Origin of the sequence: Peribacillus sp. FSL E2-0218 (assembly GCF_037992945.1) — a bacterium.
Taxonomy (GTDB): domain Bacteria; phylum Bacillota; class Bacilli; order Bacillales; family DSM-1321; genus Peribacillus; species Peribacillus simplex_B.
This window is the reverse complement of sequence record NZ_CP150304.1, coordinates 1,077,079-1,103,524: the sequence shown is the minus strand read 5'-3', so window position 1 is coordinate 1,103,524 and position 26,446 is coordinate 1,077,079. Positions and strand designations below refer to the sequence as shown.

Genomic DNA, 26,446 nt, shown 5'->3' with positions numbered 1-26,446 from the left:
GATCGTGCGTTTTGTCACAATATTTCGTTAGTTAAATCCTCAACCATGCAGTATAACCTTCCAAATATATAAATGCTAGTAATTTAATTGATAACAATTTTCATTATCAATTGGATGAATGGAAATGTCAATATAATGTTTCTCATACAAAGGGCGATATACATTAGGTTTTTATTAAGTAATTACGCCCTCATCCAATCAAGGCTAATCCATCCTGCGTAGTATGTAAAAAAAGCAAATGGGGTGATGATTATGAAATTACAAGATATCCAGGGATCCTATGATTTGGTAGTGAGCTTAGGCGCGTGGTGCGGTCCCGCATTGCACTCAAAACGTCATGATTTAAGAAGGCATTCATTGCCTTTCGATTGGGTTCAATCCCCTAATCTATCCGAAGTAAATCGTTTATTGAGAAATGGGTTTCAGGGTTTCATGGAGCTGGAAAATATGGTGGAAAAGGACATACTGGCACATTTCGTTGATGAAGGTAATGCCGTCTTTCAAGAAGGAGAAACTGAACCAGCCAGGGCACATTTCATTCATGATAGTCGTTATAAGATTGATTCCGTTCATGATTTTCCAATGATCGTTAATCAAGATTGGACAGCTCAGTATCCATTATATAAGGAAAAATTGAACACTCGAATTCAACGATTTTTCGCCCAAATTGCCCAAAGTCAATCCACTTTATTCATAAGGTATGAATGGCTAAACGCGAATTATGAAAACACCGCAGAACTACAAGCCATCTTGTCTGGACTCACTAAGGGTAAAGTAACGATTCTGTTAATGGAGCAGCTTGAAGGTTTAAAGGGAATAAGAGAAGTGGAATGGGGTTTGGACGGGGTTTCTTTAGTACAAGTTCCACGTCAAGAGCCCAGTAACCATGAGATTTGGGATCAAGTCCTTGAGGGCATATCGCTAGCCAAATAAAAAGGGCCTTTCCAAGCCCTTTTTCAAACCGGAGGCCATAACCTTTAAGCATGATGGGGGCCTCCGTTAATATGGAAAGGACAGGATAGCTACATAAAGTTATTAAAAAGAATGCCCTCTTTACTTAAGCCTTTAAATCTAAACAAGCTTATATTATCAACGATGACATTATAGTGGGCTTTTTTCCATACTATACTTTTGGGGTGAAAAAACGCCAAGGGTAAACTACCGAATTTCAGACGCCGACTTAATGGAAAGGATGATGAGAGCAGAAGGCGAATGGCATATCAACCTTTTGCTGGCTCTTTAAAAATCATTTTTTTTTATGGGACGAAACCTGGAGCATGTGAAAGTGTTTATACAGGTTAGGCTAGGAGATTTATTGTAATTATTTCTTTCTGATGCGTAATGGTTGTTGGTTTCAAATTGCAACCTAGCACTTAAAATAAAGATATATTAAGACCAGCCTGACTTCCGACTGGTCTTTTTGCCAACGAAGGACTGCCACAGTATGAACTCTCCATTGTTGCAGTTGCTGGGATATCCGTTTCACACTGCAATCTGTCGCTTCCTATCTTACAATAGTTCCCTATTTCGCTGCCAATACAGCAGCAGCTTCTTCCGCTTCCGCATATGCTTTGGCTAACACTTCTTCTCCGCCAATCAAGGCCGTTCCTTGTACACGCAACATTTCATAATCTTCAATGCCAAAAAAATTGAACATGGATTTCAAGTATTTATGGGAGTATTCCACTTCTGCATACCAATCATCGTTTGTGTAAATAGATCCACTTCCTTGTATGACAAGCATGCTCCGTCCATCTTTCAATAGACCCACTGACCCGTTTTCTGTGTATTTATACAATTCCCTTGGAATCATAATATTGTCCATATAGTCTTTTAACTTTGATGGAATATTAAAGTTATGCAGAGGCAGCACAATCACATATTTATTGGCACTTTTGAATTGGTGTAAGACTTCTGTCATGCGGTCTGTCACTCTTTTTTCTTCCATTGTCAGCTCTAGGCCCTTAGCGGTTTTTTCCCAGGCGTTCAACACCTGTTCATCTATCGCCGGTACTTCATCTCTGTACAATTTTATTTCTTCAATTTCTTCTTCTTCACCATGTATTTCTTTATAACGCGTCAGAAAATGATGGAATACTTTAAGGCTAAAAGAAGAAGCAGAATTGACTCTCGGATGTGCATTGATAATTAGCAATTTACTCATAGGTGGGATCTCCTTCGGATATATAGAATGGTGATTTAATTAAAGATTAATCCAATCGACGATTAACTCGATCAATAATATACCTCTGATTATGTTGTTTGTCAAACAAAAAAAACTCCAGTGAATGATGGATCGAAGGTTTGCATGATTGACAAAACTATCTATTACTTCTAATATACATTTAATTATCTTATGAACGAAAAGTAGGTGAAGTTATTATGTCATATGGCGTTGGAGTCGAATATGCATTGCACTGTCTTGTTTACTTAATTGATGTACCAGAGAAGACGAGTGTTGGAATTAAAGAGCTCTCCGAATTTCAGGGGCTTTCGGAAACGTTCCTTTCAAAAGTGTTTGGTAAATTGTCTAAGGCAGGCATCGTATGTTCAGTTCCTGGAGTCAAAGGTGGTTATAAGTTGGCAAGATCCGCTGAGGAAATTTCTTTTTGGAATGTAGTCGAAGCGGTTGAAGGGGTAAAACCAATTTTTCAATGTAAAAACATTTTACAGGGTGGTCTGCCATACAAGGATAAAGAGGAATCCATCTGTTCTTCTTGCCCTTCGGGAAATCTTTCTTGTCCCATTAATTTGACCATGCTACAAGCGGAAGAGCAAATGCGTGCTTTTCTCCGTCAGAAGACACTTGCTCAGCTTCAGGCTGAACTGGATGTTCTTTTACCGAAGGAAGTTCGTTCTTTTACGAAAGAGTATTTCACTAAGGGCAAATGATCCATTCTCGATGTCATCGACTTTATACACACGAAGACACCACACATTGACTTAATTGGATTTGTCAGTGTGTGGTTTTTGCTTTGGCATTTTTGGCATACTTTGTTGCGCATGTGATGTGCAAGATGCGATCTATCGCCAAGCTGTTATCGCCGCAGGCACCGGCTGTAGGGCTTCCAGATGAACGGTTATGCGTATTGTATCAATATGCATACAGCTGTTGCCTGAAAAACGGAACAACGGATTTATTGTGTGAGTGTATGGGAACGTGAACTTGACAGAACGTATTACCTTGATTCCAACAAAATGTCCCAAGTTGACTATAATGGAGCTTGAAGCAAAAAAACTGCCGAATGACCGGCAGTTTTTTTCAGCATTATAAATATTTTCGGTGAATCCCTTTTCCATCATAGGAAAACAGGACCTCTTTTCCTTCCATCACTGATTCCATATGCACGGAGCGTCCCCAGAGCTGATGGATATATGGCATGACTTTCTCGAGGTATTTCAGGTCCAGCTCTATACCTTCGAACCAATGCTTTAAATATAGCTCACCATTACGCATGTAGTCGCCATCATTCACGGTGATATATGGGAATCCGCCGTTCACCCTCATGCTGACGAGCTGATCGCGGACCTGTTCCCATGCCTTATCGACGATTTTATAATCTTTGCCCTGCTTTTGGAATAGATACATATCCTCCCGCATGACCAGGTCCTTCGTCAAATAATTCCGGAGAAAGGAAATATCGGATTCGATCTCCCTGACCTCGAACATCTTTTCCCGGCCAGATCCAGGCTTGACGCCCAGCCTGATCATTTCTTCGGTTGGATTATCATAGCGTTCCTCGATATCCTCAAGCACTTTCAATCCAAGGTAATAAGGGTTGATGCTGGTGCGTGATGGCTGAACGACGCCTGCATTCAATTTGGCGAACTCGATCGCTTCCCCTGAGGATAGATCCAATTCGCGGATGATGCGCTGATGCCAATAGGAGGCCCAGCCCTCGTTCATGATTTTCGTTTCGAGCTGAGGCCAGAAATACAGCATCTCTTCCCGCATCATCGTCATGATATCCCGTTGCCAATCGGCTAGATCCCTGCTGTACTGTTCAATGAAAAGCATAATATCCTTTTCAGGCCGCGGCGGGAATTTTTTTCTTTTTTTAATGCTCGATTTCTTCGGTTTATCCTTGCTATCCAGGTTCCATAAATCATCGTATTGAGTCGCTGCCGGTTTTATCTCTTCTTCCTCTTCCTCGTCTTCCATCGACCAGGCTAGCTTAGGTCTCATCAGCGAAGGGTCGATGTGCTCTTCGATGGCTAAGAGTGCATCAAGGAACGTCTCCACTTCCTTTTTGCCATGCAGGATTTCATAATCCCGAATTCTTTCTGCGGTCGCTGACATGCTTTCGACCATATCCCTCTTCGTATTATTGAAGCGAATATTATTCTTAAAGAAATCACAATGCGCCAATACGTGGGCAACAATCAATTTATTCTGTACAAGTGAATTGGAGTCCAGCAGGAAAGCGTAACAAGGATCAGAGTTAATGACAAGTTCATAGATTTTGCTTAACCCAAAATCATACTGCAGTTTCATCTTATGAAATTGTTTTCCAAAGCTCCAGTGAGAAAAACGGGTCGGCATCCCATAGGCACCAAATGTATAAATGATTTCCGAAGGACAAATCTCATAACGCATCGGGTAGAAATCCAATCCGAATCCAGTTGCTATTTCTGTTATCTCACTAATGGCATATTCCAGAGCCTTTTGCTCCGCTCCATTCATCCGATATCCCCCTTGTCTTCCGCCTTTACACTAATGTATGAAAAAAAGGAGGAAAAATGCCGTGATCATGTGTAAAGGTCACCGATAACGAAAAAAACATCTTCACTTTGATGAAGATGCCAGCCCTGCACCGCTGCAATGATATCCTTCAGACCGTATTTCACTATTTTGGGAATCCCCTAATCACCGGCTTTTTAGAAAAGGTGCCAAGGGATGATTAGTCCAGCCATAATTACAAAACCTAAAAATCCTGTAATTGGATAAACCGTTCCTACAAGACTAGCGATGATCACAGAGATATAAAACGGGGTGCCCAATCCGATATTTCCCAAAACACCTCCAATACCGGCTTCTTTCCTATCCTGAAGGTCGCTCCCTTTACGGCCAGCATGGCCATTCCAGCCATAATATGATATGTAGCATATAGCCATGAACCTTTAGCCAATTTCTGGTTACAGTCTTTCCTTTACTCGAAGAAGATAAGATTTCAATAAATATGGAATTATCCGTAAAAAATGATAACATGAATGAATTAACATGATGATGAACAATAGCGGTGTGACGGCACTAATGATGGATAACATTGTTACAATCGTAAGGACGGTCATGACGAAAAACTCAGGCTATACCTGGAAAGCCGGGTTGTCTTCGAAAATCGCACCGGAGCCAGGGAGCATGAAACAAGAAAATGTCATCATCTTATCGATGACCCGGCCCACTACAAATCCGCCATTTTAACCGCGGTAAGGGTTTGATGCGAAGGAATGCAAATCCATGCCCGATACAAGGACTTCAACCATCTGCATCTCCTCATGATCTGCTATTGATGATTGGGATTTAAAGATTAAATCACCTGACATTCAAAGCTCAGGCTTCCCATACTTCTCAAAAGTAAGAATGATGGCTTTCGTCAGGATTTCAATTCCAGAAAGCAAAGCATTTTTGTTGAAGGTCATATAAGGATGATGGAGCCCAGGTGCCAAATCACACCCCAACCCAAGCATTGTCGCTTTGATTTCTGGCTTTTTAAGCGTGTAAAAATGGAAATCCTCCCCTCCGGTCGTTACGACTGGTGCCACCAGATTTTCTTTCCCGAGTGTATCAGCTATAGCTTCAGCCATTATTTCCTGTGCTTGTTCGTTCACGATTGCCGCAGCTACATTAGATACCGGCTGAAGTTTTATGTCAACATCGTTAGCAATCGCCAGAGACTCTGCAACTTTCCCCACTTTTTTGGTGAGAAGCTTCATCATTTCATTATCTTGAGCCCGTAAATCCAATGAGAAACTGGCTTTTCCAGGAATGATATTGGAGCTTTCACCGCCAGCAGCGAACTGCGTCATTTTCACTGAATATGGAATGGATGGGTTGAGGTGGATGCCGTTTAACAATGTGACGAATGATGCTCCAATTTCAATCGCATTTTGGCCTTGGTGCGGTCTTGCCCCATGAGCATCCGTCCCGATTATTTCGCCTTTCATGAACTGGGCGGCACCATGAACAATGGCTGGCGACGCCTGCCCGTCCTTCACTTCCTCCACCGGCCTTAAATGCACCCCATAAAGGAAATCGACATCATCCAATACATTCTCTTCAATCATCTTCAAGGCACCTGTCCCTTTTTCCTCAGCGGGCTGAAAAATCAATCTCAGTTTACCTGCCGGCCTATAGTTCATCTCGTTCAACACGAGGAACACCCCTAGCAGCAAGGTCATATGCCCATCATGCCCACAAGAATGATTAGCCTGAAATGCTCCACCCACCTCCTGCCAAAGTGCATCGATATCCGAGCGCAACCCAACCGTGAAAGCACCGGCACCGATTTCCCCGACCACTCCTGTACAGCTTTCGAAGGTTTGTACCGTACAGTGGTTTTCTCTTAAAATATGGGAAATGAAGGCTGTCGTATTCACTTCATTCCAACTCGTTTCAGGATGGGCATGCAGATGGTCGAATATCCCGAAGATGCGCGGCCTTAATGTTTCTATCGTTTGTTTAATATCCATATCATTCTCTCCCTCATCGGTTTGGAACTTTAAAAGAAATTGTCATCTTGGTTGAACGCATCATAACTGTTGCTCAGCTTTAATCGATACACCAGCTGCCAAACTATTCAATACAGAAAAATGAACCAGTCGCCGAATCGTTGGTGAGGTCGGCAATCGTTGGAACGAAAGAGCTCCGTATCAGGTCCATACAAATGGAAATCCTCCCGAACAAGCCTGCGCATAAAAGTTAACCAATATGCTGCCGATATGATGAACAATGTGCAGAAATCAAATGATTATCAGCTATGGCAAACTTATCGACCCCTTTGGAGAAATCATCATCGAATAGTTTCTGTATTGTCTATTCCATGCCGCGTATATCCCGCCCCATCTCTTGAGCCATGAAGTTGGGCTGATTGGCGGCTTCAAGTTTGCTGTTCTTATATAATAACTAATTATGGATAAGGTTTTAAAGTTCCGCAACTCCAATTAACCCTATTGAATAACAAAAGCGGACGCCGATTTCCGTCAAAAGCTTTTAGGCTGAAGTGACTGCCAATATATTGAATTGCACTAACCACTATTCTGCTACTGTTTTGCGACAGACCCCACCTTTTGCTGTAAAACATCCCTTTCAAACCATGATATGAATCTTACACTTTTAATACGATAAATTTGAAGTCATGCCTTCATTCAACGATCGAGATTATTTTAACATGGCATCTTCAGGAAAGGCTGTTTTCGCACATTTGCTATTCACCAAGTAATGGGTTTGGTGGTTTACCCTCCAATGCTCAGCTTTACTGAGGGCGGTCGTGAGGGGGAACGCCTGTGGGGTTTCCCGGTGCTCCCGCAGGAGTCTAGCAACTGCTCCATTAAACCTTAAGAGCCTGATGACATACCAATATCCAGGATTAACAATATAACGATCCGCTCTCTAAAAAGACCCACGAAGCCGGCTCCATGGGTTACTTTGCTTTATTTTTTATGACGCTTCGCATAGCCGCACCGTTTGCACAGTTCTTCAACGGCGCATCTTCTGGAAAAGCCATCATACATATTTCTAGCACGTTCACCATTCAGGATGTCTTCAAGTGACGTTTCAAAAATATTGCCAAGGGGGATTTTCCCTTCACTATCCAAGCAACAAGGTACAACCGTGCCATCCACCAAGATTCCCAATTGATCTCTTAACGCATAGCAGAATATATTCTCGTCAATTATGTCACGATCCAATTCCGGCCATTCAAATTTTTCGGCCATATTTATATAAACCCGATCCTTCAACTTGATATTATTCTTTTGCTGAAGTGCTTCGCTCAGACGTATATCCAACGAGAGCTTCTCCTCCAACATGCTAAGTATATCGTCGTTCAGGCCATTACTCGCTTTTAGCTCATCGGTATCCATATTCCATAAACGGATGGCACAAATCACTTCACTTGTCGCATTGGCTTCATTAATGAAGTCGGCAATATTACTGACATATGTGTCAAGGCTATTTGTTGTATCATTCGCTTCAAAGCTATGAAGTGAAATATTGATTTGACGAAGGGCTTTTTTCGAAAGCAGCTTTTCCTTGACCTTCTGAATCAAAGTGCCATTCGTTGTAATGTTCACCTTCAAATCATTTTCAGCACTGATATCGAGGAATGTACCCAAATTTTTATTTAAAAATGGCTCCCCCATTAAATGGAAGTAAATATGATCGGTGTGTGGTTTGATTTTCTCAATGACATGCTTAAAACCTTCTGGATCCATGAACTTCAGGGTCCTTTGCAAACTGGAGCTAGGACAAAAATTACACTTCAAGTTACATATATTAGTAATTTCCACATAAACTTTTTTAAACTTTCTCATGATATTGATACCCCTAAAATCAAGCTATATTGTTTCAATCCATACTAACTATACTGGTATGCAGCTCATAAAAGCAATCAAAAGTTCATGGAAGCGGAATATGGACGATCCTATCATCTAAAGTTTGACCATTTCCCCCATTCCTAAAAGAAGCGAAAAAAAACATCTTCTCAGACGAAGATGTTCGGCAAAGCGCTTGCCCCTTTTGTTCGTAATCTGAACTCACTTTCCTTTTTGCTCCGTGACCTTTAAACTAAGCAATTTTTTATTCCGCAAATCGTGTTGAACGGTCACGATGACATTGAACTCCATTCCATTAGATCCTACCAAAAATTTGAAATCGTCTTCGACAAAATTCTTCGCTACTGTTTTTCTGCCCTTATATTCATAATCGGTAACCTCATTTTCGGAATAATCCGCCTGGACAACGGCAATCGCTATTTTACCGTATTTTTCATAATCGGGCTTTTCGGCAGCTGCTGCTGAAATCGCCCCTGTGTGGAAAAGCAAAAAAACTCCGATAAATATCATGATGACTTTCTTCAAAATTTTTCCCTCCTCGTATCTTACTCTTACGTATTATTATGTAATATTGTTCAATTGTTATGCAGCTGGCTCGCTTCTTTTACAAGCATGATTCCAATGGAACGATTCCTTTCCCATTCCTCGGGAAATACAGTTACCGGTGGATTGGTTTCCTCCACTAAATAACTAAGCTCGATTGTCATACCGGGACGATTGAATTTTGTGATGAACCAATCGGTAAAACCGCTGCCTACCGCTTCTTTTTCGGGAAAGCTCAGTTCATACCCAGTCAATTCCGCCGTTTTTTTGGCAATCCCATAATCCCTCGCCATATTTTCGCGTTTATTGTGATAATGCCAAAAGATTTCCCTTCCTGACGTATGGTAGGACACCGAGATAAGAGGGTCCATTTCCTCAGTGAATTTCACAAGCGCCTTAACCTCGGCTGCCTGAAGGGGCTGTTCCCCTTTAAAAAATTGGTAAGCTGGTTTCGTTTCATGGCTTATGACTTCGTTCCATCCAGCCGGATACTGCCTATTCAAGTCGACTCCTTTGGCATTTGCCTTCCATCGTGACCAATTTGTACTATACCTGTTCATCTTCCAGACGGATATTTTTTCAAGAACATTCAAGCTTGATAAATCGCCTTGTTGAATGCTGACGCCATCCGGATTCAGCATCGGGATAAACCATATGCTGACTTGATTCAATAATTCGGAAGGGTACCCCTCGATGGGCTTTCCTGCACGATAGGCGGCTGCATAGTTTTCAAGCATTGCAATTAGGATTTTCGAGCTTAGCCATTCGCGGCCATGATGCGATCCAACAAGCAGAATGGATTTTTTTCCATTTCCTAACTTGACTGCCTTGATATTTTTCCCTTTTTCCGTTTGGCCGATTATTTGTACATCCAATTTATATTGGTCCTGGATTGCTTTCAGGTCCATCTCCATACGTTCAGGGGAATATACAGCTTCTGCAAGAGCCGTTTTCGGAAGAAAAAGCAGGGACACTATTCCAATCAGCATTATTTTTCTCATGGATACCTACTCACCTTTGTTTTTATTCAGGTAAAAAGCAACAACAGCGGTCCAAATACATCGCCACTTATTGTTAGGAGAAGTTAATCGGGAACTGAACAAAATACAAATAGCTCCTTAATAAGGGGGAGAACTACATGAGGATCGCGGATTATGATCAGGCATTGTTTCACACACATCGTTCTGATTGGGACAGCTTGTTAATATTGATGGTTCGAACGAAAGACCATATTCTTTCGAAAAAAATCGAACATTTTTTACACGCCTACAGATTTGAGCATGATTATCAAATCGTTCAATCTCAGCTTTATGCATTGCTTCGTTACTTGGATCATGCAGCAGAAAAAACAAATGCTTATTTAAGTGAACTTCCAGGCTAAATCACCTATAGTTTTTGCAAAACGGGAAAATATATACAAGGAAGATGGATTTTTAGGGATAAACTTTGGCTGGTGAACCCCATAAAAACAAGGAAGGGTCAGGTATACATATACCTGACCCTCATCTCATTATTTTTTTATTGTCGCATAGGCAGTTGCATACATTTTAAGTTCCTCAAGTAAGCCTTCTACCAGTACGGCTGACTCTTCAAATAAACCATCTTTTTCATAATCGAAGCAATGTGGATCAAGAACCAATTGTTTCGGGATTACATTGGCATAGAGGCTGCGCCCCACAGTTCTCACGGAATTCAAGGCGTTAATCCCGCCTTTCCCTCCACCGGAAACCGCCAGTAATGCCACTGGTTTATGTGCAAATTGCTCACTGCTTAAAAAATCCAAAGCGTTCTTCAAAGCTCCACTCATGGAACCATGATATTCAGGAGTGGTAAGGATCACTCCATCCGCTTCCTCGATGCTTTTACGAAGATCTTGAATCACTTCCAATTGATATTGCTCACCTTCACCAGAATACAAAGGGATCTCACTATTGCTTAAGTCAATAAGTTCCGCTCCGTATTTCTTGGATATGTAACGTGATGCAATTCCTGTACGTCCTTGTTTACGTGGTGAACCATTAATAATTACTAACTTCATGTTATATACCCCTCCATTTGTAACGCGCTCTCTTGTTAGATGATAATCGATTGACTCCCATCACTCGCCAATCCAGTATACCAAAAATCGGAGCTGAATTACCTTGAAATTATATGTCAGCTCCTAAATATTTTTCGGCATCTTCTCGCCTTTACTGTCAAAAAAAACGAATTCTCACCTTCAGTCTTACGCTAAGCAGTTTTTATGGCAGGCGCAAGCGGCCGAGGCGGCTCCCCGGCCTCCTCTGGATAAGGGAGTTGCCTGCTGACGAATGCAACGTTCTATGTACAAACCCTCCAACTCTGTGGACAATAGGAATGAAACGTTCATTTTCGCTCACATTGGAAAAATTACATAACCACAAAAAAACTATAGACAAAACTCCATGGTTCTTGAGTTAGTCTACAGTCTGTAAGGATAACCGAATGATTACATTGTGTTTTCTTAAACTAATGCCTCAATCTGGCTCATGAAATTCGTCATCACTGCCGATAACTTGGTTTCAGCTTCCGACATTGACTTACCTTGAACGCCAAAATAGAATTTAATTTTCGGTTCCGTGCCTGAAGGGCGAAGGCATACCCATGTGCCATCTTCGAGAAAATACTTCAGTACGTTGGATTTAGGCAGCTCGATCGCTTCTTCGGCATTTGAAGGCAATGTTACCTTCTTACTGCTCTGATAATCTTCCACTGTGTTTACTCGGCTGCCGGCAATTTGGGCAGGAGGGTTTTGGCGGAATTGATTCAATATTCCAGAAATTTGTTTCGAACCCTCGATTCCCTTCAGCGTCAATGAGCGCAGCCCCTCAAGGTAAAAGCCATATTTTTCGAACACGTTCAATAACCCTTCATAAAGAGTGAGCCCTTGTTTTTTATAATGAGCACAAACCTCTACAGCGAGTACAGACGCTTGAATGGCATCTTTATCACGGGCAAAGTCTTTAATCAGATAACCGTACGACTCTTCATATCCGAATAAAAAGCTGTGTTCCCCGCTTTCATTATATTGCTGGATTTTCTCGGCGATGAATTTAAAACCTGTAAGAACGTCAACTGTATGCAGGCCGTAGGATTTTGCAATCGCCCTGCCTATTTCCGAGGTGACGATCGTTTTCAAGATGACTCCGTTTGCTGGAAGCTCCCCTTTTTCTTTTTTCTGGGCAAGTAAATAATCAAGGAAAAGGGCACCAGTTTGATTCCCCGTAAGGACAACATATTGGCCGGATTCGTTTTTCACGGCAATTCCCAATCGGTCGGCATCCGGGTCCGTTGCAATCAATATGTCCGCCTCTACCTTGTTTCCGAGCTCGATCGCCATTTCAAATGCAGCTGGTTCCTCTGGGTTTGGGGACTTGACTGTCGAAAAATCGGGATCTGGCAGCTCCTGCTCCTTCACGATATGTAAATTTTGATAGCCTAAGCTTTGCAGAGCCCTTCTGACTGATTTATTTGCCGTTCCATGAAGCGGCGTAAAAACGATAGACACATCAATTTCCTCTGCCAGCTCAGCATTCTCGGGAACTGTCAGCAACTCCCTATTGTAGGCTGCATCCAATTCCTCACCTACGATTTCAATAAGGCCCTTCTCTTTTAGGAATTCAACTTCTTGAACTTGAATATCAAGCTCACTTTCAATTCCATTCACATAGCCGATCACTTGATCCGCAGCTTCTGGCGTCAGTTGTGCCCCATCTTGACCATAAACCTTGTATCCATTATATTCAGGCGGATTGTGGCTTGCCGTGATGACGATTCCAGCAAATGCATTCAACTCGCGTACAGCAAAGGATAATTCGGGAGTCGGGCGCAGCTCATCGAATAAATAAGCCTTCACTCCAAATGTCCCTAATGTTTTAGCTGCTTCAAGCGCAAATTCAGGGGACTTGTGCCTTGAATCATAAGCGATCACAGCCCCTCTTCCTTTTGCATCATCCCCAAACGACGTGATGAATTGAGCTAATCCAGCCGTAGCCTTCCTAACCGTATAAAGGTTCATCCTGTTTGTTCCAGCTCCGATTTCCCCGCGCATGCCGCCTGTCCCAAACTCTAAATTTTTATAAAAGGCATCTTCCAGCTTCGCTTCATCACGCTGCATTTCCTCAAGGAGGACACGTAATTCCCCATTTAAGTTCTGGTACTCTGCCCATTTGGTGTATAACGTCTTCCAGTCCATCTCCAACATCTCCTCCAAACGCTTTTTTATGTGTTATGTATCCGGCTTACACATACAAAATTATCACATTTTTTCCAATAAATGAAGTAAAGGCTCGAAATGAGAGGAAACACACGAAGCGTACCTACTCATCACGAGCTCTTTAACTGTTTATTTTTCACCTTTTTGATAGTGTAGCTTGTATATATCATGACGGCGATCTTTCAATTGCCTTACCGTCCCCGACTGTCTTTCTCGTCGTAGGATTTCCAGATCGACATCGCCGATCAGGACCATCTCCAAGTTCGGGCTCGTTTCCCCGACTATGCCATCACGGGCAAATTCGAAATCCGATGGAGCGAAAATACCCGATTGGGCATATTGGATATCCATATTTTCCGTTTGCGGCAAATTGCCGACCGTTCCGGAAATGACGGTATAAATTTGATTTTCGACAGCACGGGCCTGGGCACAATAGCGAACGCGCAAATAACCTTGCCTGTCTTCCGTACAAAATGGCGTGAAGATGATTTTGGCTCCCATGTCGGTAGCGATTCGGGCAAGCTCCGGAAACTCAATATCATAACAAATTTGTATCGCAATTTTCCCGCAATCCGTATCGAAGACACGCACGCGGTCACCTGCGTTGATCCCCCACCATTTTTTTTCATTCGGTGTGATATGAATCTTATATTGCTTTTCGATCGTTCCGTCACGACGGAATAAATAAGCTATATTATAAATGTTATCATCGTCCTCTTTCACGAAATGAGAACCGCCGATGATATTGATGTTATACCTTACAGCTAGAGTGGTGAACAACTCAATATACTGCTCCGTGAAATCGGATAGCTTCCTTACAGCCAAGCTTGGCGATCTTTCATTCAAGAATGACATGAGCTGGGTGGTGAACAATTCCGGGAATACCGCGAAATCGGCATTGGCATCCGAAGCTACGTCAGTGAAGTACTCGACTTGATTGGCGAAGTCATCAAAGGAATCGATCTTGCGCAGCATGTACTGCACCACACATATCCTTACAGGTTCGGATGTTTTATAATAACGTTTGGATTTCGGCTGGTAATCGACATTATTCCACTCCATGAGCGTGGCGTACTTATTCGATTGCAGGTCATCCGGTAGGTAATTCGGATTGATCCTCATGAGCGTGAATCCATTTAACAGCTGGAATGAAAGTACTGGGTCATATATTTTATGTAACTGTACTTCTTTCACATATTCCCTTGGTAAAAGTTCATCCGCATGTTTATGGTAATTAGGTATCCTGCCGCCGATGATGATGCTTTTCAAGTTCAGCTGCGCAACGAGTTCTTTTCTTGAATCATATAGCCTTTGGCCGATTTTCATCCTGCGGAAATTTGGATGGACCATGACCTCGATTCCATATAAATTATACCCGTCCGGATTATGATTCGTGATATAACCATTATCCGTTACATCGTCCCATGTATGTCGATCATCATATTCGTCAAAATTAATAATGAGGCTCGAGCATGACCCAATCACTTTTCCATCATATTCAGCAACAAATTGTCCTTCAGGAAAAATTTCCAAATGACTCTCTAGCTGTTCCCGCTTCCAAGGAACCATTCCTGGAAAGCAACTCGATTGCAAAACGATTATTTCATCTATGTCTTCTAGTTTCATGTTACGGATTTCCATTATTTTTTCATATTTATGCAGGTCCAAATTAGGCATTTTCCTCAAACTCCTTTAATCTCTTCCATAAGGATTATACCCCTTATCCAAAAATTAAAACAACTTTACCTATCCATGTATCTCAAATTCACCTGGCTAATCTCCCCCGAAAAAGAATATATATTTTACAGACCCCATCCATACATACTATACTTTTCTTGAGGGCAAAAAGAGATGGGGAAGAGGCACCAGGCACGAGCCAAACCGCAGTGAAAAAAACAGGTATATCGTAGCCTGAGCTGCATCCGTCTGTGTGATGTTTCAAAGCTTCCATTTTTTTTAAAAAAGTGCAACGATCTTTATGCACTTTATTGGTTCCGCGCATCGTATCCTTTTATAGGAATTTGCAATCATTAGAAAAAATCATTGGATCATGTTATTCGAATCGATGCGTGGATTTGCACGTATCATTAATTTCTGACCATACCTCTGCATGCTGAAGGAGTACCTGCAGAGGAAAATACATGAACGTGTCCGGTTTCATTACCGACCCGTTCCTAGCCTTGGCTGCATTCGTCACATATGCAGTTACATCGTCTGGACAAGATCCAAGGAGGTTGCAGCTTAATGAAGAAAATGGCTATTATTTTAGTGATAATCGTAGCTTTATTTGTCATGATGGGCGTTTTGACCACTATGAAAAAAGAAGAAAAATCAAAAGGAAATCCCTACGGCAAGGATAAACTTGACCCGGCCACTGTCGATCAGCTGAATGATCCCAATTATCAGAACTTGATACTGCCCCAGGAATTGGAGCAAGACCTCCAAGACAATAAAGACGTGACTGTTTATTACTACAGCCCTAAAAACGGTTATAGTGAAAAGACCACTCCGATCGTAGCGCCGTTGGCGGAAAAACTGGGCATCGATCTTGTTCAATATAATCTTTTGGAATTTGAGCAAGGATGGAGCGATTATGGCATCAAGGATACCCCGACCATCGTCCATTATAAAAATGGACAGGAACAAGAACGGATCGTTGGATTTAAAGAAGAGGAAACCTTCAAGAAGTGGTTCGAAGACAACGACATTAATTAATAATGAAGAAAATGAGCCGGCCCCGACGGAAAATGCTTCTCCCGTTATAGCCTGCTCATTTTTTTGGGCTTATACTAAATATTGATTCGCCACATGGGCATCCATCATTTGCAAATCATTACTCGCTTCTTGGTTCATATTTGAAAAATGGTCATAATAAAAAGGGAAAAAGATTCCGTATTCATTTAATAACGTTATGTTATGTTGGAACAATTCCGCCGAATCGGGATCATTCCATTCTTCTGCCTGCTGTTTGCCCAATATGGATAGGAGTACCTGGAGGCAGGTCATTACTTGAAAAGCATCCCTTAAGGTTCCCAAATAGGTAAACCTACTGCTGCTGCGATTGCGCTCTAAAACGCCTATCTTCCGAAAATGAAGGATTTCACTTTCGGTAAAGTATTTTGGAAATACAGTTTCGTAGAATCTCGAAACGAGACTCGCTATTTCTTGTTCTTGTTCTTCTGTTGAAGAAAAGACCGTCTTCAATAAAAAAACCACCTTTTTTCAGATCCGTTAGACCTATCTAATATATGTATATTCTAGGACGAGCGATTTCTTTCCCCATAGAATAACATAAAAATTGTAAAAAATATGTGGTAATTTCCACCACCGCAATCTTGACAATAGGTCCTTTGTTACTTTTTTTATATTTCACCTGTAATTATTATATTCATTTTTCATTTAACCTCAACCAAATAAGCCGAAAGTAGGAATCGCCATGGAAGATTTTAATACAAAAAATCCAAGTATGTTCATTAATGTTCTGGGAAATTGGAATGGGCTATCGCTGGAAAAACTCTTTAAGGAACGATGGAAGGCCCCAAAGAAGCTGGTTCATGAATGGAGAATGAGTAAAGAAGTAATGCTGAACGGCAGGACTGCCATATGGTCCACCATTCTACAGCAAGGAGATTTGCTCAGCATCCCATTAATGGATGCTGCTGAAAATGAAACCGTTCAAGCGACTAACTTAGACATTCCGATTTTATATGAGGATGAATGGTTGCTGGTAGCCAATAAACCGGCTGGCATTGATACCCACCCATCTCAGCCTGGTGATAGCCATTCTCTCATCAATGGAGTGGCCTACTATCTTCAACAAACCGGTCAGACCTGTATGATCAAGCATATACATAGGCTTGATAAAGATACGACAGGAGCAGTCCTTTTTGCCAAAAACCGCCTGATCGGGTCAATGCTTGATAGAATGTTGGAAGAAAGGGAAATCAAACGGACGTATGTAGCTTTAGTCGAGGGAACCCTTCATAAGAAGGAAGGAAAAATCAATGAGAAAATTGGCCGGGACCGACATCATGCAACGAGACGCAGAGTGTCACCGACCGGCCAGACTGCCCTCACCCATTACCGGGTTCTCAATCACGATTCCAAACGTAACTTGACACTTATCAGCTGCACCTTGGAAAGCGGGCGAACCCACCAAATCAGGGTTCATTTCAGCCATTTGAATCATCCGTTGGCAGGCGATACATTGTATGGCGGCAAAAAAACTTTTCATCGCCAAGCGCTGCATGCACGGAAAATCGAATTCACCCACCCGATTTCCGAAGAGAAAATGGCAATAGAAGCGCCATTCTTGGATAAACCTGAAATATTTGATGGAAGGAACCTTTAATGGACAAAAAAACCGTTCCACCACGAAACGGTTTTCAGCCCATTCATCTAAGCGTGCGAGCAATACCCTTACCTTAGCAAAGACTTTTCATTATAAATGGACAAAAAAATAGCTGGCCGCTTGGGCCAGCTTTATTTTTTATATTATGAAGCTTTTCTCATGCCTTTTAAGATAAGGCTTAAGATGAAGACAAATACGATTGCACCAATCAATGCTGGAATGATAGCGAAGTCCGCTACTGAAGGTCCCCAAGTTCCAAGAATTAATGAACCTAACCAAGCCCCTACAAAACCTGCAATGATGTTACCGATAATTCCAAATGGTACGTCACGTCCAACGATCATACCTGCTAACCAACCAATGATACCTCCGATAATTAATGACCATAAAAATCCCATAATATATTTCCTCCTTCAAATTAGTTGTTTTTTTCCAGCAGACTCAAGAAATCTCTTTACGTTAAGTCCTGCCCATCCAGTTCTTTACCTTTACACTCAAATGGTATGATGCCAATTTTGCACACTCTTTAATGAATGCGACTGTTTTAAATTAGTGGGTAAAGTTAGCTAGCTAAGCCCTGCGGAACTGATTGGCGCTCCTCGATGTTAGTGTGTTTTCTTTTTGTTTGCCGCTGTACTCATTATTTTCCCCGTTTCTATAATCTAAAACCTAATTTCTTTAAAATATATTTGGCAATAAAAACAAGGTTATTAGAAGGAATGAACGGGTATATATTACGCTTAATTCTGTCACATAATTAGTATAAGCAGGAACTGCCTCAAATATGTCCCTACATAAAAGAAAGAGAAGGCCCTATCTTTTGGGATATCCCTCCCTTTCCGACATAGACGTTTTGGGAGCCTTCTCCCGCCTGGCTCCTGGATATTCAAGTGCCTGCAGTGAAACGAACGTTCAAAGTCCAAGATACAAATACTGTGGGCCTTTGAAATTCCGGAGTTCCAATTCGAATGTAATGACCTGCTAAAACCTAAAAAAACTGCAGACAAACCCCATTATTCTCGAGTTTGTCTGCAGTCAGGTAAGGGAACCCACATAGTGGGACAGCCTCTGATTTCCGCCGTATTTAAAACAAAACCTCATCCGGATTGCTTCCGAATCGTTCATTTTTGTTCAAGGAATCAATTTGATTCATTTCGTTAAGGCTCAATGAAAAGTCAAACACCTGGGCATTCTCCTCGATGCGGGCCGGTGTGATCGATTTCGGTATAACGACGATATCATGTTGTAGATGCCATCTAATCAGCACTTGCGCTGGGCTTTTCCCATGCTTTTTCGCAATATGATTAATCGTCGGTTCTTCCAATAGATTCCCCCTGCCTAGCGGGCTCCATGCTTCCACCTTGATTTCATTCTTTTCACAGTAATTACGGATTTCCCCCTGAGTCAAAAGAGGATGCAACTCGATTTGATTGACGACTGGTTTCACTTCACAATTCGCCAGTAAATTTTCCAAATGGTGAACATGGAAATTACTGACGCCGATCGATTTCACTTTTCCATCCTTATAAAGCTTTTCTAAAGCCTTCCATGTATCCAAGTACTTGTCTTTGCCCGGCCAATGGATCAAATATAAATCCAAGTATTCCAAACCAAGGCGTTTCAAGCTATCATCAAATGCCTGAAGGGTAGTATCGTATCCTTGCTCCGTATTCCACACTTTAGATGTAATGAATAGCTCTTCACGGGGAACTCCACACTCAGAGATTGCCTGTCCAACCCCTTCTTCATTTTCATAAATGGCTGCCGTATCAATCGCACGATAACCCACTTCAATTGCTTTCTTGACGGAAGCAACCGTTTCATTGCCATTCTTCACCTTGAAAACACCAAAACCCAATTGCGGCATCTTAACCCCATTATGTAAAGTGATCGTTTCCCGTATATTTGAAATCATCTACATTCCCCCATACTTTTATTTACCAATTATACAACTCCCTTTCTCCTATTTCTAACCATAAGCCTCGTATTTTCGTTTCCGTTAAAATGAAAATCCACCAGATAAAAGGAAAAATCACACATTTATTCCTTCACTAAATTAAATATTTTGTAAAAAAATGACCAAACATCTATCCTTATAGATAAGAAATTCGTTACAATTGAATAGTTGTTTAAAAACAAGTTAAAGAAGGTGCGATTTTTAAAGAATAATCAAACGTAAAACCCCCATTCTAACTAATGAGGAGTTGCAGAACAAACCTTTCAGTGTTTACAATCCAAATTCAATTTTTACATATTTGAATATTAAGGGAGTCTTCCATGTATGAGTAGCATTTTCATCTTAACCGCGTTAATTATCGTTTTTGCTTTGGTCTTTGACTTTATCAATGGATTTCATGATACGGCGAACGCCATCGCTACAGCCGTGTCAACCAAGGCGCTTAAGCCGCGCCACGCCATCATCATGGCTGCAGCCATGAATTTATTAGGGGCACTGACCTTTACAGGTGTGGCACATACGATTACGAAGGATATTGTGGATCCATTCACATTGAACAACGGTTCTTATGTCATTTTGGCTGCGCTTCTTTCAGCAATAACTTGGAACTTGGTTACCTGGTATTTTGGCATTCCAAGCAGCTCTTCTCATGCGATAATCGGTTCAATAGCCGGGGCGGCCATTGTCGCCAGTGGGTTCGATGCGATTAAATGGAGCGGATTCACCAAGATTGTCCAAGCCTTGATTCTTTCACCCATCCTTGCTTTTACACTTGGATTCATTGTATACAGCATCTTTAAGGTGATTTTCAAAAACAACAATTTAGGAAAGACCAACAAGCGATTCAGGAGAATACAAATTCTCACGGCGGCCGTTCAATCCTATACACACGGAACGAATGATGCACAAAAATCCATGGGTATCATCACCATGGCTTTAATTGCTAACGGGTATTCCACTAATTCCGAAGTCCCTTTCTGGGTCCAATTATCCTGTGCAATAGCCATGGCGCTTGGAACATCAATCGGAGGCTGGAAAATCATTAAAACCGTCGGTGGGAAAATCATGAAAATTCGACCGGTAAACGGGGTCGCTGCCGATATGACAGGAGCGGCGATCATTTTCGGTGCTACCTTCCTGCACATGCCTGTCAGCACGACACATGTCATTTCTTCATCCATCCTTGGGGTCGGTTCTGCACACAGAATCAAGGGGGTAAAATGGGGAACGGCTAAAAGCATGTTAATCACATGGTTCATAACATTGCCCATCTCCGCTTCATTAGCCGGTATGATTTATTATATTATTGCCTTGTTTTTATAACATCGTCAGCCTTTCCTTCCGGAGAGGCTTTTTTTACATCGGATTCCGCTTAATAAGTGTAATTGGTTCCCATTTTTTACTTATCCTTGTTTTAATTTGTAAAGTTTTATTAAGATTTTGTAAATTTTCGTCGAAAAACCTTCCCTGAATGTATATGAATTCGTTACAATCAACTTGTTAATACTAAGCGTACGACTAAGGTGCGTAAATTGCATGAATAATTGGGAGGCTTCAACATGGCTTTTAAATCAAAAAAAGACAAATTCGCAGTAATGCTTTTCAACATCGCTCAAAACCTTAAAGAAGGTGCTGACTATTTCGCGGATTATAAGCTGAAAAACATCTCCGATCTAAAAGTATTTTCAGATAAGATGAAAGATTATGAGCATAAAGGCGATTCAATGGTCCATAACGTGATCAAAGAGTTGAACAACGCTTTCATCACTCCTATCGAACGGGAGGATATCCTTGAATTAACCATGAGAATGGATGATGTCATTGATGGTTTGGAGCACTGTTCCGCATTATTCGAAATGTACTCGATCGTCAATGCAGACGAGTATATGCTGAAGTTTGTTGATGCAATCAAGGAATGTACGTATGAAATCGAAACAGCTGTAGATACTCTCTCGACAAAAAAATTACCAATGATTCGTGAGAATGCAATTAAAATAAAAGATCTTGAATCTGTTTGTGACGGAATACAACGTCAATCGATCAAAAACCTGTTTACAGTTGAAAAAGATCCAATCAGAATCATTCAATATAAAGAAATTTACGAAAGCCTGGAAGAAATCGCCGATCACTGTCAAGCGGTGGCCAATACACTTGAAACAATCATAATGAAAAACGCCTAAGGAGTACCCCAAATAAATGGATACTTTATTAATTCTGACAATATTAATCGTTTTCTTTGCTTTAGCATTTGACTTCATCAATGGATTTCATGATACAGCCAACGCTATAGCGACTGCCGTTTCAACAAAGGCCATGAAGCCCCGCCATGCCATCATCATGGCCGCCATCATGAACTTCGTCGGAGCCATGACATTTACTGGCGTGGCGAAGACCATTACAAAGGATATCGTGGATCCATTCACGCTTCCTAATGGTTCTTATGTGATCCTGGCCGCTTTGCTGGCTGCGATTTTTTGGAACCTACTCACTTGGTACTACGGAATACCAAGCAGTTCCTCCCACGCACTGATCGGCTCGATTGCAGGGGCCGCCATTGCTGCAGCTGGTTTTGCCGGCATAAGATGGGAAGGATTCCTAAAAATTCTTCAAGCTTTGATTTTCTCCCCGCTAATTGCTTTTGCAATCGGGTTTATCGTATACAGCATCTTTAAAGTTGTCTTCAAAAACAATAATTTGACGAAAACAAACCAAAAATTCCGTACTATACAGATTGCCACTGCAGCACTTCAATCGTATACTCACGGGACGAATGATGCTCAAAAAGCGATGGGGATCATCACGATGGCCCTTATTGCGAATGGTTATGCTTCAAGTTCGGATATCCCCTTCTGGGTCCAATTCTCCTGTGCGCTAGCGATGGGGCTTGGAACTTCCGTAGGTGGATGGAAAATCATCAAAACCGTCGGCGGCAAGATCATGAAGATCCGCCCAGTAAATGGTGTAGCGGCGGATTTAACCGGTGCCTTCATCATTTTCGGCGCGACCGTGATACACATGCCCGTCAGTACTACCCATGTTATTTCCTCTTCCATTCTTGGAGTAGGATCGGCTCATCGGGTTAAAGGCGTAAAATGGGGAACGGCAAAAAGAATGATCATCACTTGGTTCATCACGATTCCCATTTCAGCAACATTGGCAGGTTTGATTTATTACCTAATCAATTTCCTATTTTAAAAAATCAGAAAATCCCTTCCGGTTTCCATCGGAAGGGATTTTCTGTTATATGTACACCCCCCCCATGCATTTAATCCATGCGTATTCAATAAAAATCGTATAAAATTCAAGGAGAAGGAATTTTTTTAGCGAGGGGCAAAAATAAATATGAAGGAATTCGAAAAAAATAGAGATATTTTTAAAGACCTTTATGGAGATATGATGGAGTTTGCCGATAGAATCAGTTCGGTTTTAGGTTGCCCTATTACAATCGAAGACGGTAACCACCGTTTACTTGCATATAGCACACATGATGATACTACCGATCAGGCACGCATAATGACCATCATCGGAAGACGGGTACCTGAAAAGGTCATCAACAGTTTATGGAAAGATGGCATCATCCCTGCTTTATTGAAAAAGGATGCCCCCATCAAAATCGGGGCCATCAATGATGTTGGCCTCGGTAATAGGGCTGCGGTTTCCATTCGAAAAAATAATGAAGTCCTTGGTTTCATCTGGGCCCTGGAGGTCAATGCGCCTTTCTCCGATGAAGATATGGACTTTCTCCAATTTGCAGCCAAGGAGGCTAAAAATCAGTTACAGCAATTGCAGCTGAAAAAGAAACGGAAAGAGGCGGGCCATCAGGAATTCCTATGGCGCCTGTTGACAGGACACTATCAAGAAGAAGCAGAAATAATTGAAAACTTCACGAAATTTTCGCTTCATGTACCTGTTGTTTTTTCGATCATGGTATTCGAATTTCCTGAAGAGATCAATCGTGAAGTGGAACGATACATTTCATACATGCTAACGACTACTCAAAAGATAAATAGTTCCCTCTTTGCCATTGACCAAAACAAGCTCATTCTTTTCGCAGGCGCCACAGAGGAAAACAGTCCTTTTTTCACTACATCCATATATGATTTCATTCCATATTTCATCCTGGAAATGAAACAGCGCTTCGGTGTAGAGCATATCCTTGGTACAGCTGGCAATACGTATAAAAACTTTCTGGATGTTAAATCAAGCTACGAGGAGTCACAATACACGTTAAGGATGAAGAATATTTTCCCTGATGATATGAACCTCATCGTACACTTTGAAGAGCTTGGCATGTTCCAAATGATTGAAGCGCTTGCAGGCAATAAACAGCGTCATGCCCATCCAGCCATTTTAAAATTAACAGCATATGATAGGAAGAACCAAACCGAATTGCTGCAAACACTTACCGTTTATTTGGAAAAAGACTGTAACCCAAACGAGGCATCGAGAAAGCTTCATATTCATGTGAATACATTGAATTACCGTTTAAAGCGAATATCCGAAGTGGGGGCCATCCGTCTAAAAGACCCGATTCAAAAAATGTCTCTTTTTCTTAATATTAAACTGGATCAATATGATGATTATTTCAAGAAAAATTCATGAAATCGTGCCCGGTATGGAGATACTAGAAGCATGGAAAGGTTGGTCTTATGAAACTGGAAACAAAAGAAGAGCTTGAGAAAGAATTACGAAACATCGAAAAATGGGAGAAGGATCAAAAGGGACTATGGTTTTGGGAACGAATCGGACGACTCCCCTTCAAGCTATTGGATAAGTTGACCCCAGACTTCATTCAGGATAAATTGGGGATCATGCTCGATGAAATCGGCAGTTACATTCAGACTGGCGGAAAGTATTTAACGAAAGAGACCCACATTCTGGCTAAGCTTCAAGCCAAAAGTCCCGAAACGAACATTAAGGGTCTGGATGATGTTTCAAGCTTGCCGCTCCATGTCATGGATGGCGTGAGCCAGGAAATTAAAAACTCCGGCAGCAAATTGGCAACGGTTCAAGGAGCCACTACCGGTATAGGCGGAATCTTCACCTTAGCCATCGATATTCCCCTTCTTCTCGGCATGTCGATCAAGACACTTCAGGATATCGCCATCTCGTATGGCTTCAATCCCCGTGACCGTCAAGAACGGATTTTCATCGTCAAATGCCTGCAATTCACAACATCGGATGTTGTTGGAAAAAAGGCCATATTAGAGGAATTGTCTAAAATGAATTTGCCTGAGTCTGAATCAAAGAGAAAAATCGCCTCCGAGATGCAAGGATGGCGCGAAGTCGTATATACATATCGTGATCAGTTTGGCTGGAAGAAGCTTTTGCAAATCGTTCCGATTGCCGGGATGATCTTTGGCGCCATCACCAATCGCTCCATGATTGCCGATATGGCTGATACAGGTATCATGCTGTATAGGAAAAGACGGATTTTAGAGCGCATTCAAGAATCGACACTTAAAAGTTAAGCCCCTTTGTCATATTATGTCACATTATTGATATGAATGAAGGGCTCACAACGAGCAAGTCCATGTTTATTGAATCTGCGTTTGTGGAATTTCACAAATACACCTTTTTCATTTTTCTGATTTCCACATACTAACTGTTACTTTTTCCAACTATACTTGTGTTACAAATAGTAAAACATATTATTGGAGGGATTAAGATGAGAATAGGAATTCCGAAAGAGATTAAAAACAATGAAAACCGTGTAGCTATCACTCCAGCAGGCGTTGTAGCATTAGTGAATGCGGGACATGAAGTATTAATCGAAATGAACGCTGGTCTAGGAAGCAGTTTTACAAATGAATCATACCAAGAAGCTGGTGCAGTAATAGTCGAGGACGCTGCTAGCGTTTGGTCAAGTACAGACATGATCATGAAAGTAAAAGAACCTATCTCATCTGAATATAAATATTTCCGTAAAGATTTAATTCTCTTCACATATCTACATCTTGCAGCCGAACCGGCCCTTGCACAGGCCCTAAAAGAAAGCGGTGTCTTGGCCATTGCTTATGAGACGGTTGCAGTAAACCGCACACTTCCGTTATTGACGCCAATGAGTGAAGTGGCAGGACGGATGGCTGCACAAATCGGTGCTCAATTCCTTGAAAAGAATAATGGCGGCAAAGGAATCCTATTAAGCGGAGTTCCTGGAGTGAAACGCGGTAAAGTCGCAGTTGTCGGCGGAGGAATGGTTGGGACGAACGCAGCTAAGATTGCAATTGGTTTAGGCGCAGATGTAACCATTCTTGACTTAAGCCCCGACCGTCTTCGTCAATTGGATGATATTTTCGGAAATGAGCTGACTACGCTTATCTCCAATCCTTATAACATTGCTGAAGCAGTCAAGGATGCTGATTTGGTGATTGGCGCTGTACTGATTCCAGGTGCCAAAGCTCCAAAGCTCGTAACGGAAGAAATGGTTAAGTCGATGTCTCCAGGTTCAGTGATCGTCGATGTTGCAATCGACCAAGGCGGAATCTTTGAAACGGTTGACCACATAACAACACATGATAACCCTACTTATGTAAAACATGGAGTTGTCCATTACGCAGTGGCGAACATGCCAGGAGCAGTGCCTCAAACATCCACTGTCGCTTTAACGAACGTAACGGTTCCATTCGCCCTTCAAATCGCAAACAAAGGAGCTCTTAAAGCGATCCTTGAAAATGATGCCCTTGCTAAAGGAGTCAATGTGGCGAACGGTGAAATCACGTTCGAAGCAGTTGCAAACGACTTAGGCTACAACTATGTGAGTGTTGAAAATGCCTTAAACCCAAATAACATTAACGCTTAATATAAA

The 26,446-nt window shown here is 41.7% G+C and carries 25 protein-coding genes; 12 read left to right on the top strand and 13 right to left on the bottom strand.

Annotated features, from left to right (window positions below):
- Positions 1-252: 252 nt before the first annotated feature.
- Positions 253-933 carry a DUF1796 family putative cysteine peptidase gene (locus MHI53_RS05245; protein ID WP_340372930.1) on the top strand — a complete coding sequence of 227 codons (681 nt, stop codon included), beginning with the start codon at positions 253-255 and terminating at the stop codon, positions 931-933.
- Positions 934-1,522: 589 nt separating this feature from the next.
- Here MHI53_RS05245 and MHI53_RS05240 read toward each other — a convergent pair.
- Positions 1,523-2,164 carry an NAD(P)H-dependent oxidoreductase gene (locus tag MHI53_RS05240; RefSeq protein WP_061143245.1) on the bottom strand — a complete coding sequence of 214 codons (642 nt, stop codon included), beginning with the start codon at positions 2,162-2,164 and terminating at the stop codon, positions 1,523-1,525.
- 218 nt (positions 2,165-2,382) lie between these two features.
- On the opposite strand from MHI53_RS05240, the gene MHI53_RS05235 reads away from it, so the two are divergent.
- Positions 2,383-2,892, top strand: a complete 510-nt coding sequence (locus MHI53_RS05235; protein WP_340372929.1) for an Rrf2 family transcriptional regulator — start codon at positions 2,383-2,385, stop codon at positions 2,890-2,892.
- 376 nt (positions 2,893-3,268) lie between these two features.
- Here the strand turns inward: MHI53_RS05235 and MHI53_RS05230 are convergent, their stop codons facing one another.
- Positions 3,269-4,684, bottom strand: a complete 1,416-nt coding sequence (locus tag MHI53_RS05230) for a SpoVR family protein (protein WP_061143247.1) — start codon at positions 4,682-4,684, stop codon at positions 3,269-3,271.
- 194 nt (positions 4,685-4,878) lie between these two features.
- On the bottom strand, positions 4,879-5,115 hold the full coding sequence (locus MHI53_RS05225) for a hypothetical protein (protein ID WP_061143248.1): 237 nt from the start codon (positions 5,113-5,115) through the stop codon (positions 4,879-4,881).
- A 106-nt stretch (positions 5,116-5,221) separates the two neighbouring features.
- Between MHI53_RS05225 and MHI53_RS05220 the strand changes: the two genes are divergently transcribed.
- Positions 5,222-5,422 (top strand): hypothetical protein, encoded by a 201-nt coding sequence (locus tag MHI53_RS05220; RefSeq protein WP_061143249.1) that lies wholly within the window; start codon positions 5,222-5,224, stop codon positions 5,420-5,422.
- A gap of 122 nt (positions 5,423-5,544) precedes the next feature.
- Here MHI53_RS05220 and MHI53_RS05215 read toward each other — a convergent pair whose 3' ends face one another.
- The 4 genes from MHI53_RS05215 to MHI53_RS05200 all read right to left on the bottom strand — a co-directional run bounded on the left by MHI53_RS05215 (position 5,545) and on the right by MHI53_RS05200 (position 10,097).
- Positions 5,545-6,690 carry a M20 peptidase aminoacylase family protein gene (locus MHI53_RS05215; protein WP_185113116.1) on the bottom strand — a complete coding sequence of 382 codons (1,146 nt, stop codon included), beginning with the start codon at positions 6,688-6,690 and terminating at the stop codon, positions 5,545-5,547.
- A gap of 960 nt (positions 6,691-7,650) precedes the next feature.
- Positions 7,651-8,532 (bottom strand): radical SAM/SPASM domain-containing protein, encoded by an 882-nt coding sequence (locus MHI53_RS05210; RefSeq protein ID WP_340372928.1) that lies wholly within the window; start codon positions 8,530-8,532, stop codon positions 7,651-7,653.
- A 222-nt stretch (positions 8,533-8,754) separates the two neighbouring features.
- Positions 8,755-9,078, bottom strand: coding sequence for a DUF3889 domain-containing protein (locus MHI53_RS05205; protein ID WP_061143251.1), 324 nt, complete (start codon positions 9,076-9,078; stop codon positions 8,755-8,757).
- Between the two features lie 50 nt (positions 9,079-9,128).
- The gene (locus MHI53_RS05200; RefSeq protein WP_340372927.1) at positions 9,129-10,097 is read right to left on the bottom strand and encodes a M14 family zinc carboxypeptidase; all 969 of its coding nucleotides are present in this window, start codon (positions 10,095-10,097) and stop codon (positions 9,129-9,131) included.
- A 137-nt stretch (positions 10,098-10,234) separates the two neighbouring features.
- Between MHI53_RS05200 and MHI53_RS05195 the strand changes: the two genes are divergently transcribed.
- Positions 10,235-10,477 carry a YhdB family protein gene (locus MHI53_RS05195; RefSeq protein ID WP_061143253.1) on the top strand — a complete coding sequence of 81 codons (243 nt, stop codon included), beginning with the start codon at positions 10,235-10,237 and terminating at the stop codon, positions 10,475-10,477.
- Between the two features lie 129 nt (positions 10,478-10,606).
- On the opposite strand, the gene MHI53_RS05190 is transcribed toward MHI53_RS05195, so the two are convergent.
- The 3 genes from MHI53_RS05190 to MHI53_RS05180 form a co-directional block, all read right to left on the bottom strand.
- Positions 10,607-11,134, bottom strand: coding sequence for an NADPH-dependent FMN reductase (locus tag MHI53_RS05190; protein WP_061143254.1), 528 nt, complete (start codon positions 11,132-11,134; stop codon positions 10,607-10,609).
- 444 nt (positions 11,135-11,578) lie between these two features.
- The gene (locus MHI53_RS05185) at positions 11,579-13,309 is read right to left on the bottom strand and encodes a phospho-sugar mutase (RefSeq protein ID WP_340372926.1); all 1,731 of its coding nucleotides are present in this window, start codon (positions 13,307-13,309) and stop codon (positions 11,579-11,581) included.
- 150 nt (positions 13,310-13,459) lie between these two features.
- Entirely contained in the window at positions 13,460-15,007 is a 1,548-nt protein-coding gene (locus tag MHI53_RS05180; RefSeq protein ID WP_061143256.1) for a bifunctional GNAT family N-acetyltransferase/carbon-nitrogen hydrolase family protein, read from the bottom strand.
- Between the two features lie 567 nt (positions 15,008-15,574).
- On the opposite strand from MHI53_RS05180, the gene MHI53_RS05175 reads away from it, so the two are divergent.
- On the top strand, positions 15,575-16,045 hold the full coding sequence (locus tag MHI53_RS05175; RefSeq protein WP_061143257.1) for a thioredoxin family protein: 471 nt from the start codon (positions 15,575-15,577) through the stop codon (positions 16,043-16,045).
- Positions 16,046-16,114: 69 nt separating this feature from the next.
- On the opposite strand, the gene MHI53_RS05170 is transcribed toward MHI53_RS05175, so the two are convergent.
- Positions 16,115-16,534, bottom strand: a complete 420-nt coding sequence (locus tag MHI53_RS05170) for a DUF5365 family protein (RefSeq protein WP_061143258.1) — start codon at positions 16,532-16,534, stop codon at positions 16,115-16,117.
- 232 nt (positions 16,535-16,766) lie between these two features.
- Here MHI53_RS05170 and MHI53_RS05165 point away from each other — a divergent pair, with 232 nt between their 5' ends.
- Positions 16,767-17,681: an RluA family pseudouridine synthase gene (locus tag MHI53_RS05165; RefSeq protein ID WP_340372925.1), complete on the top strand. Its 915-nt coding sequence runs from the start codon at positions 16,767-16,769 to the stop codon at positions 17,679-17,681.
- Between the two features lie 143 nt (positions 17,682-17,824).
- Here the strand turns inward: MHI53_RS05165 and MHI53_RS05160 are convergent, their stop codons facing one another.
- Both MHI53_RS05160 and MHI53_RS05155 read right to left on the bottom strand, forming a co-directional pair.
- A complete protein-coding gene (locus tag MHI53_RS05160; protein WP_180319977.1) occupies positions 17,825-18,079 on the bottom strand; it encodes a GlsB/YeaQ/YmgE family stress response membrane protein in 255 nt (84 codons plus the stop codon).
- Between the two features lie 686 nt (positions 18,080-18,765).
- Positions 18,766-19,596 (bottom strand): aldo/keto reductase, encoded by an 831-nt coding sequence (locus MHI53_RS05155; protein WP_081092492.1) that lies wholly within the window; start codon positions 19,594-19,596, stop codon positions 18,766-18,768.
- Positions 19,597-19,962: 366 nt separating this feature from the next.
- Between MHI53_RS05155 and MHI53_RS05150 the strand changes: the two genes are divergently transcribed.
- From MHI53_RS05150 to ald, 6 genes are all read left to right on the top strand, one after another.
- Positions 19,963-20,961, top strand: a complete 999-nt coding sequence (locus MHI53_RS05150; RefSeq protein ID WP_061143260.1) for an inorganic phosphate transporter — start codon at positions 19,963-19,965, stop codon at positions 20,959-20,961.
- Between the two features lie 236 nt (positions 20,962-21,197).
- Positions 21,198-21,818 (top strand): DUF47 domain-containing protein, encoded by a 621-nt coding sequence (locus tag MHI53_RS05145; protein WP_061143261.1) that lies wholly within the window; start codon positions 21,198-21,200, stop codon positions 21,816-21,818.
- A gap of 16 nt (positions 21,819-21,834) precedes the next feature.
- Complete coding sequence (locus tag MHI53_RS05140) at positions 21,835-22,833, top strand: inorganic phosphate transporter (RefSeq protein WP_061143262.1); 999 nt, start codon at positions 21,835-21,837, stop codon at positions 22,831-22,833.
- A 147-nt stretch (positions 22,834-22,980) separates the two neighbouring features.
- Positions 22,981-24,240 (top strand): helix-turn-helix domain-containing protein, encoded by a 1,260-nt coding sequence (locus tag MHI53_RS05135; RefSeq protein ID WP_061143263.1) that lies wholly within the window; start codon positions 22,981-22,983, stop codon positions 24,238-24,240.
- A gap of 47 nt (positions 24,241-24,287) precedes the next feature.
- A complete protein-coding gene (locus MHI53_RS05130; RefSeq protein WP_061143264.1) occupies positions 24,288-25,109 on the top strand; it encodes an EcsC family protein in 822 nt (273 codons plus the stop codon).
- Positions 25,110-25,306: 197 nt separating this feature from the next.
- Positions 25,307-26,440, top strand: coding sequence for an alanine dehydrogenase (gene ald, locus MHI53_RS05125; RefSeq protein ID WP_061143265.1), 1,134 nt, complete (start codon positions 25,307-25,309; stop codon positions 26,438-26,440).
- Positions 26,441-26,446: the final 6 nt, after the last annotated feature.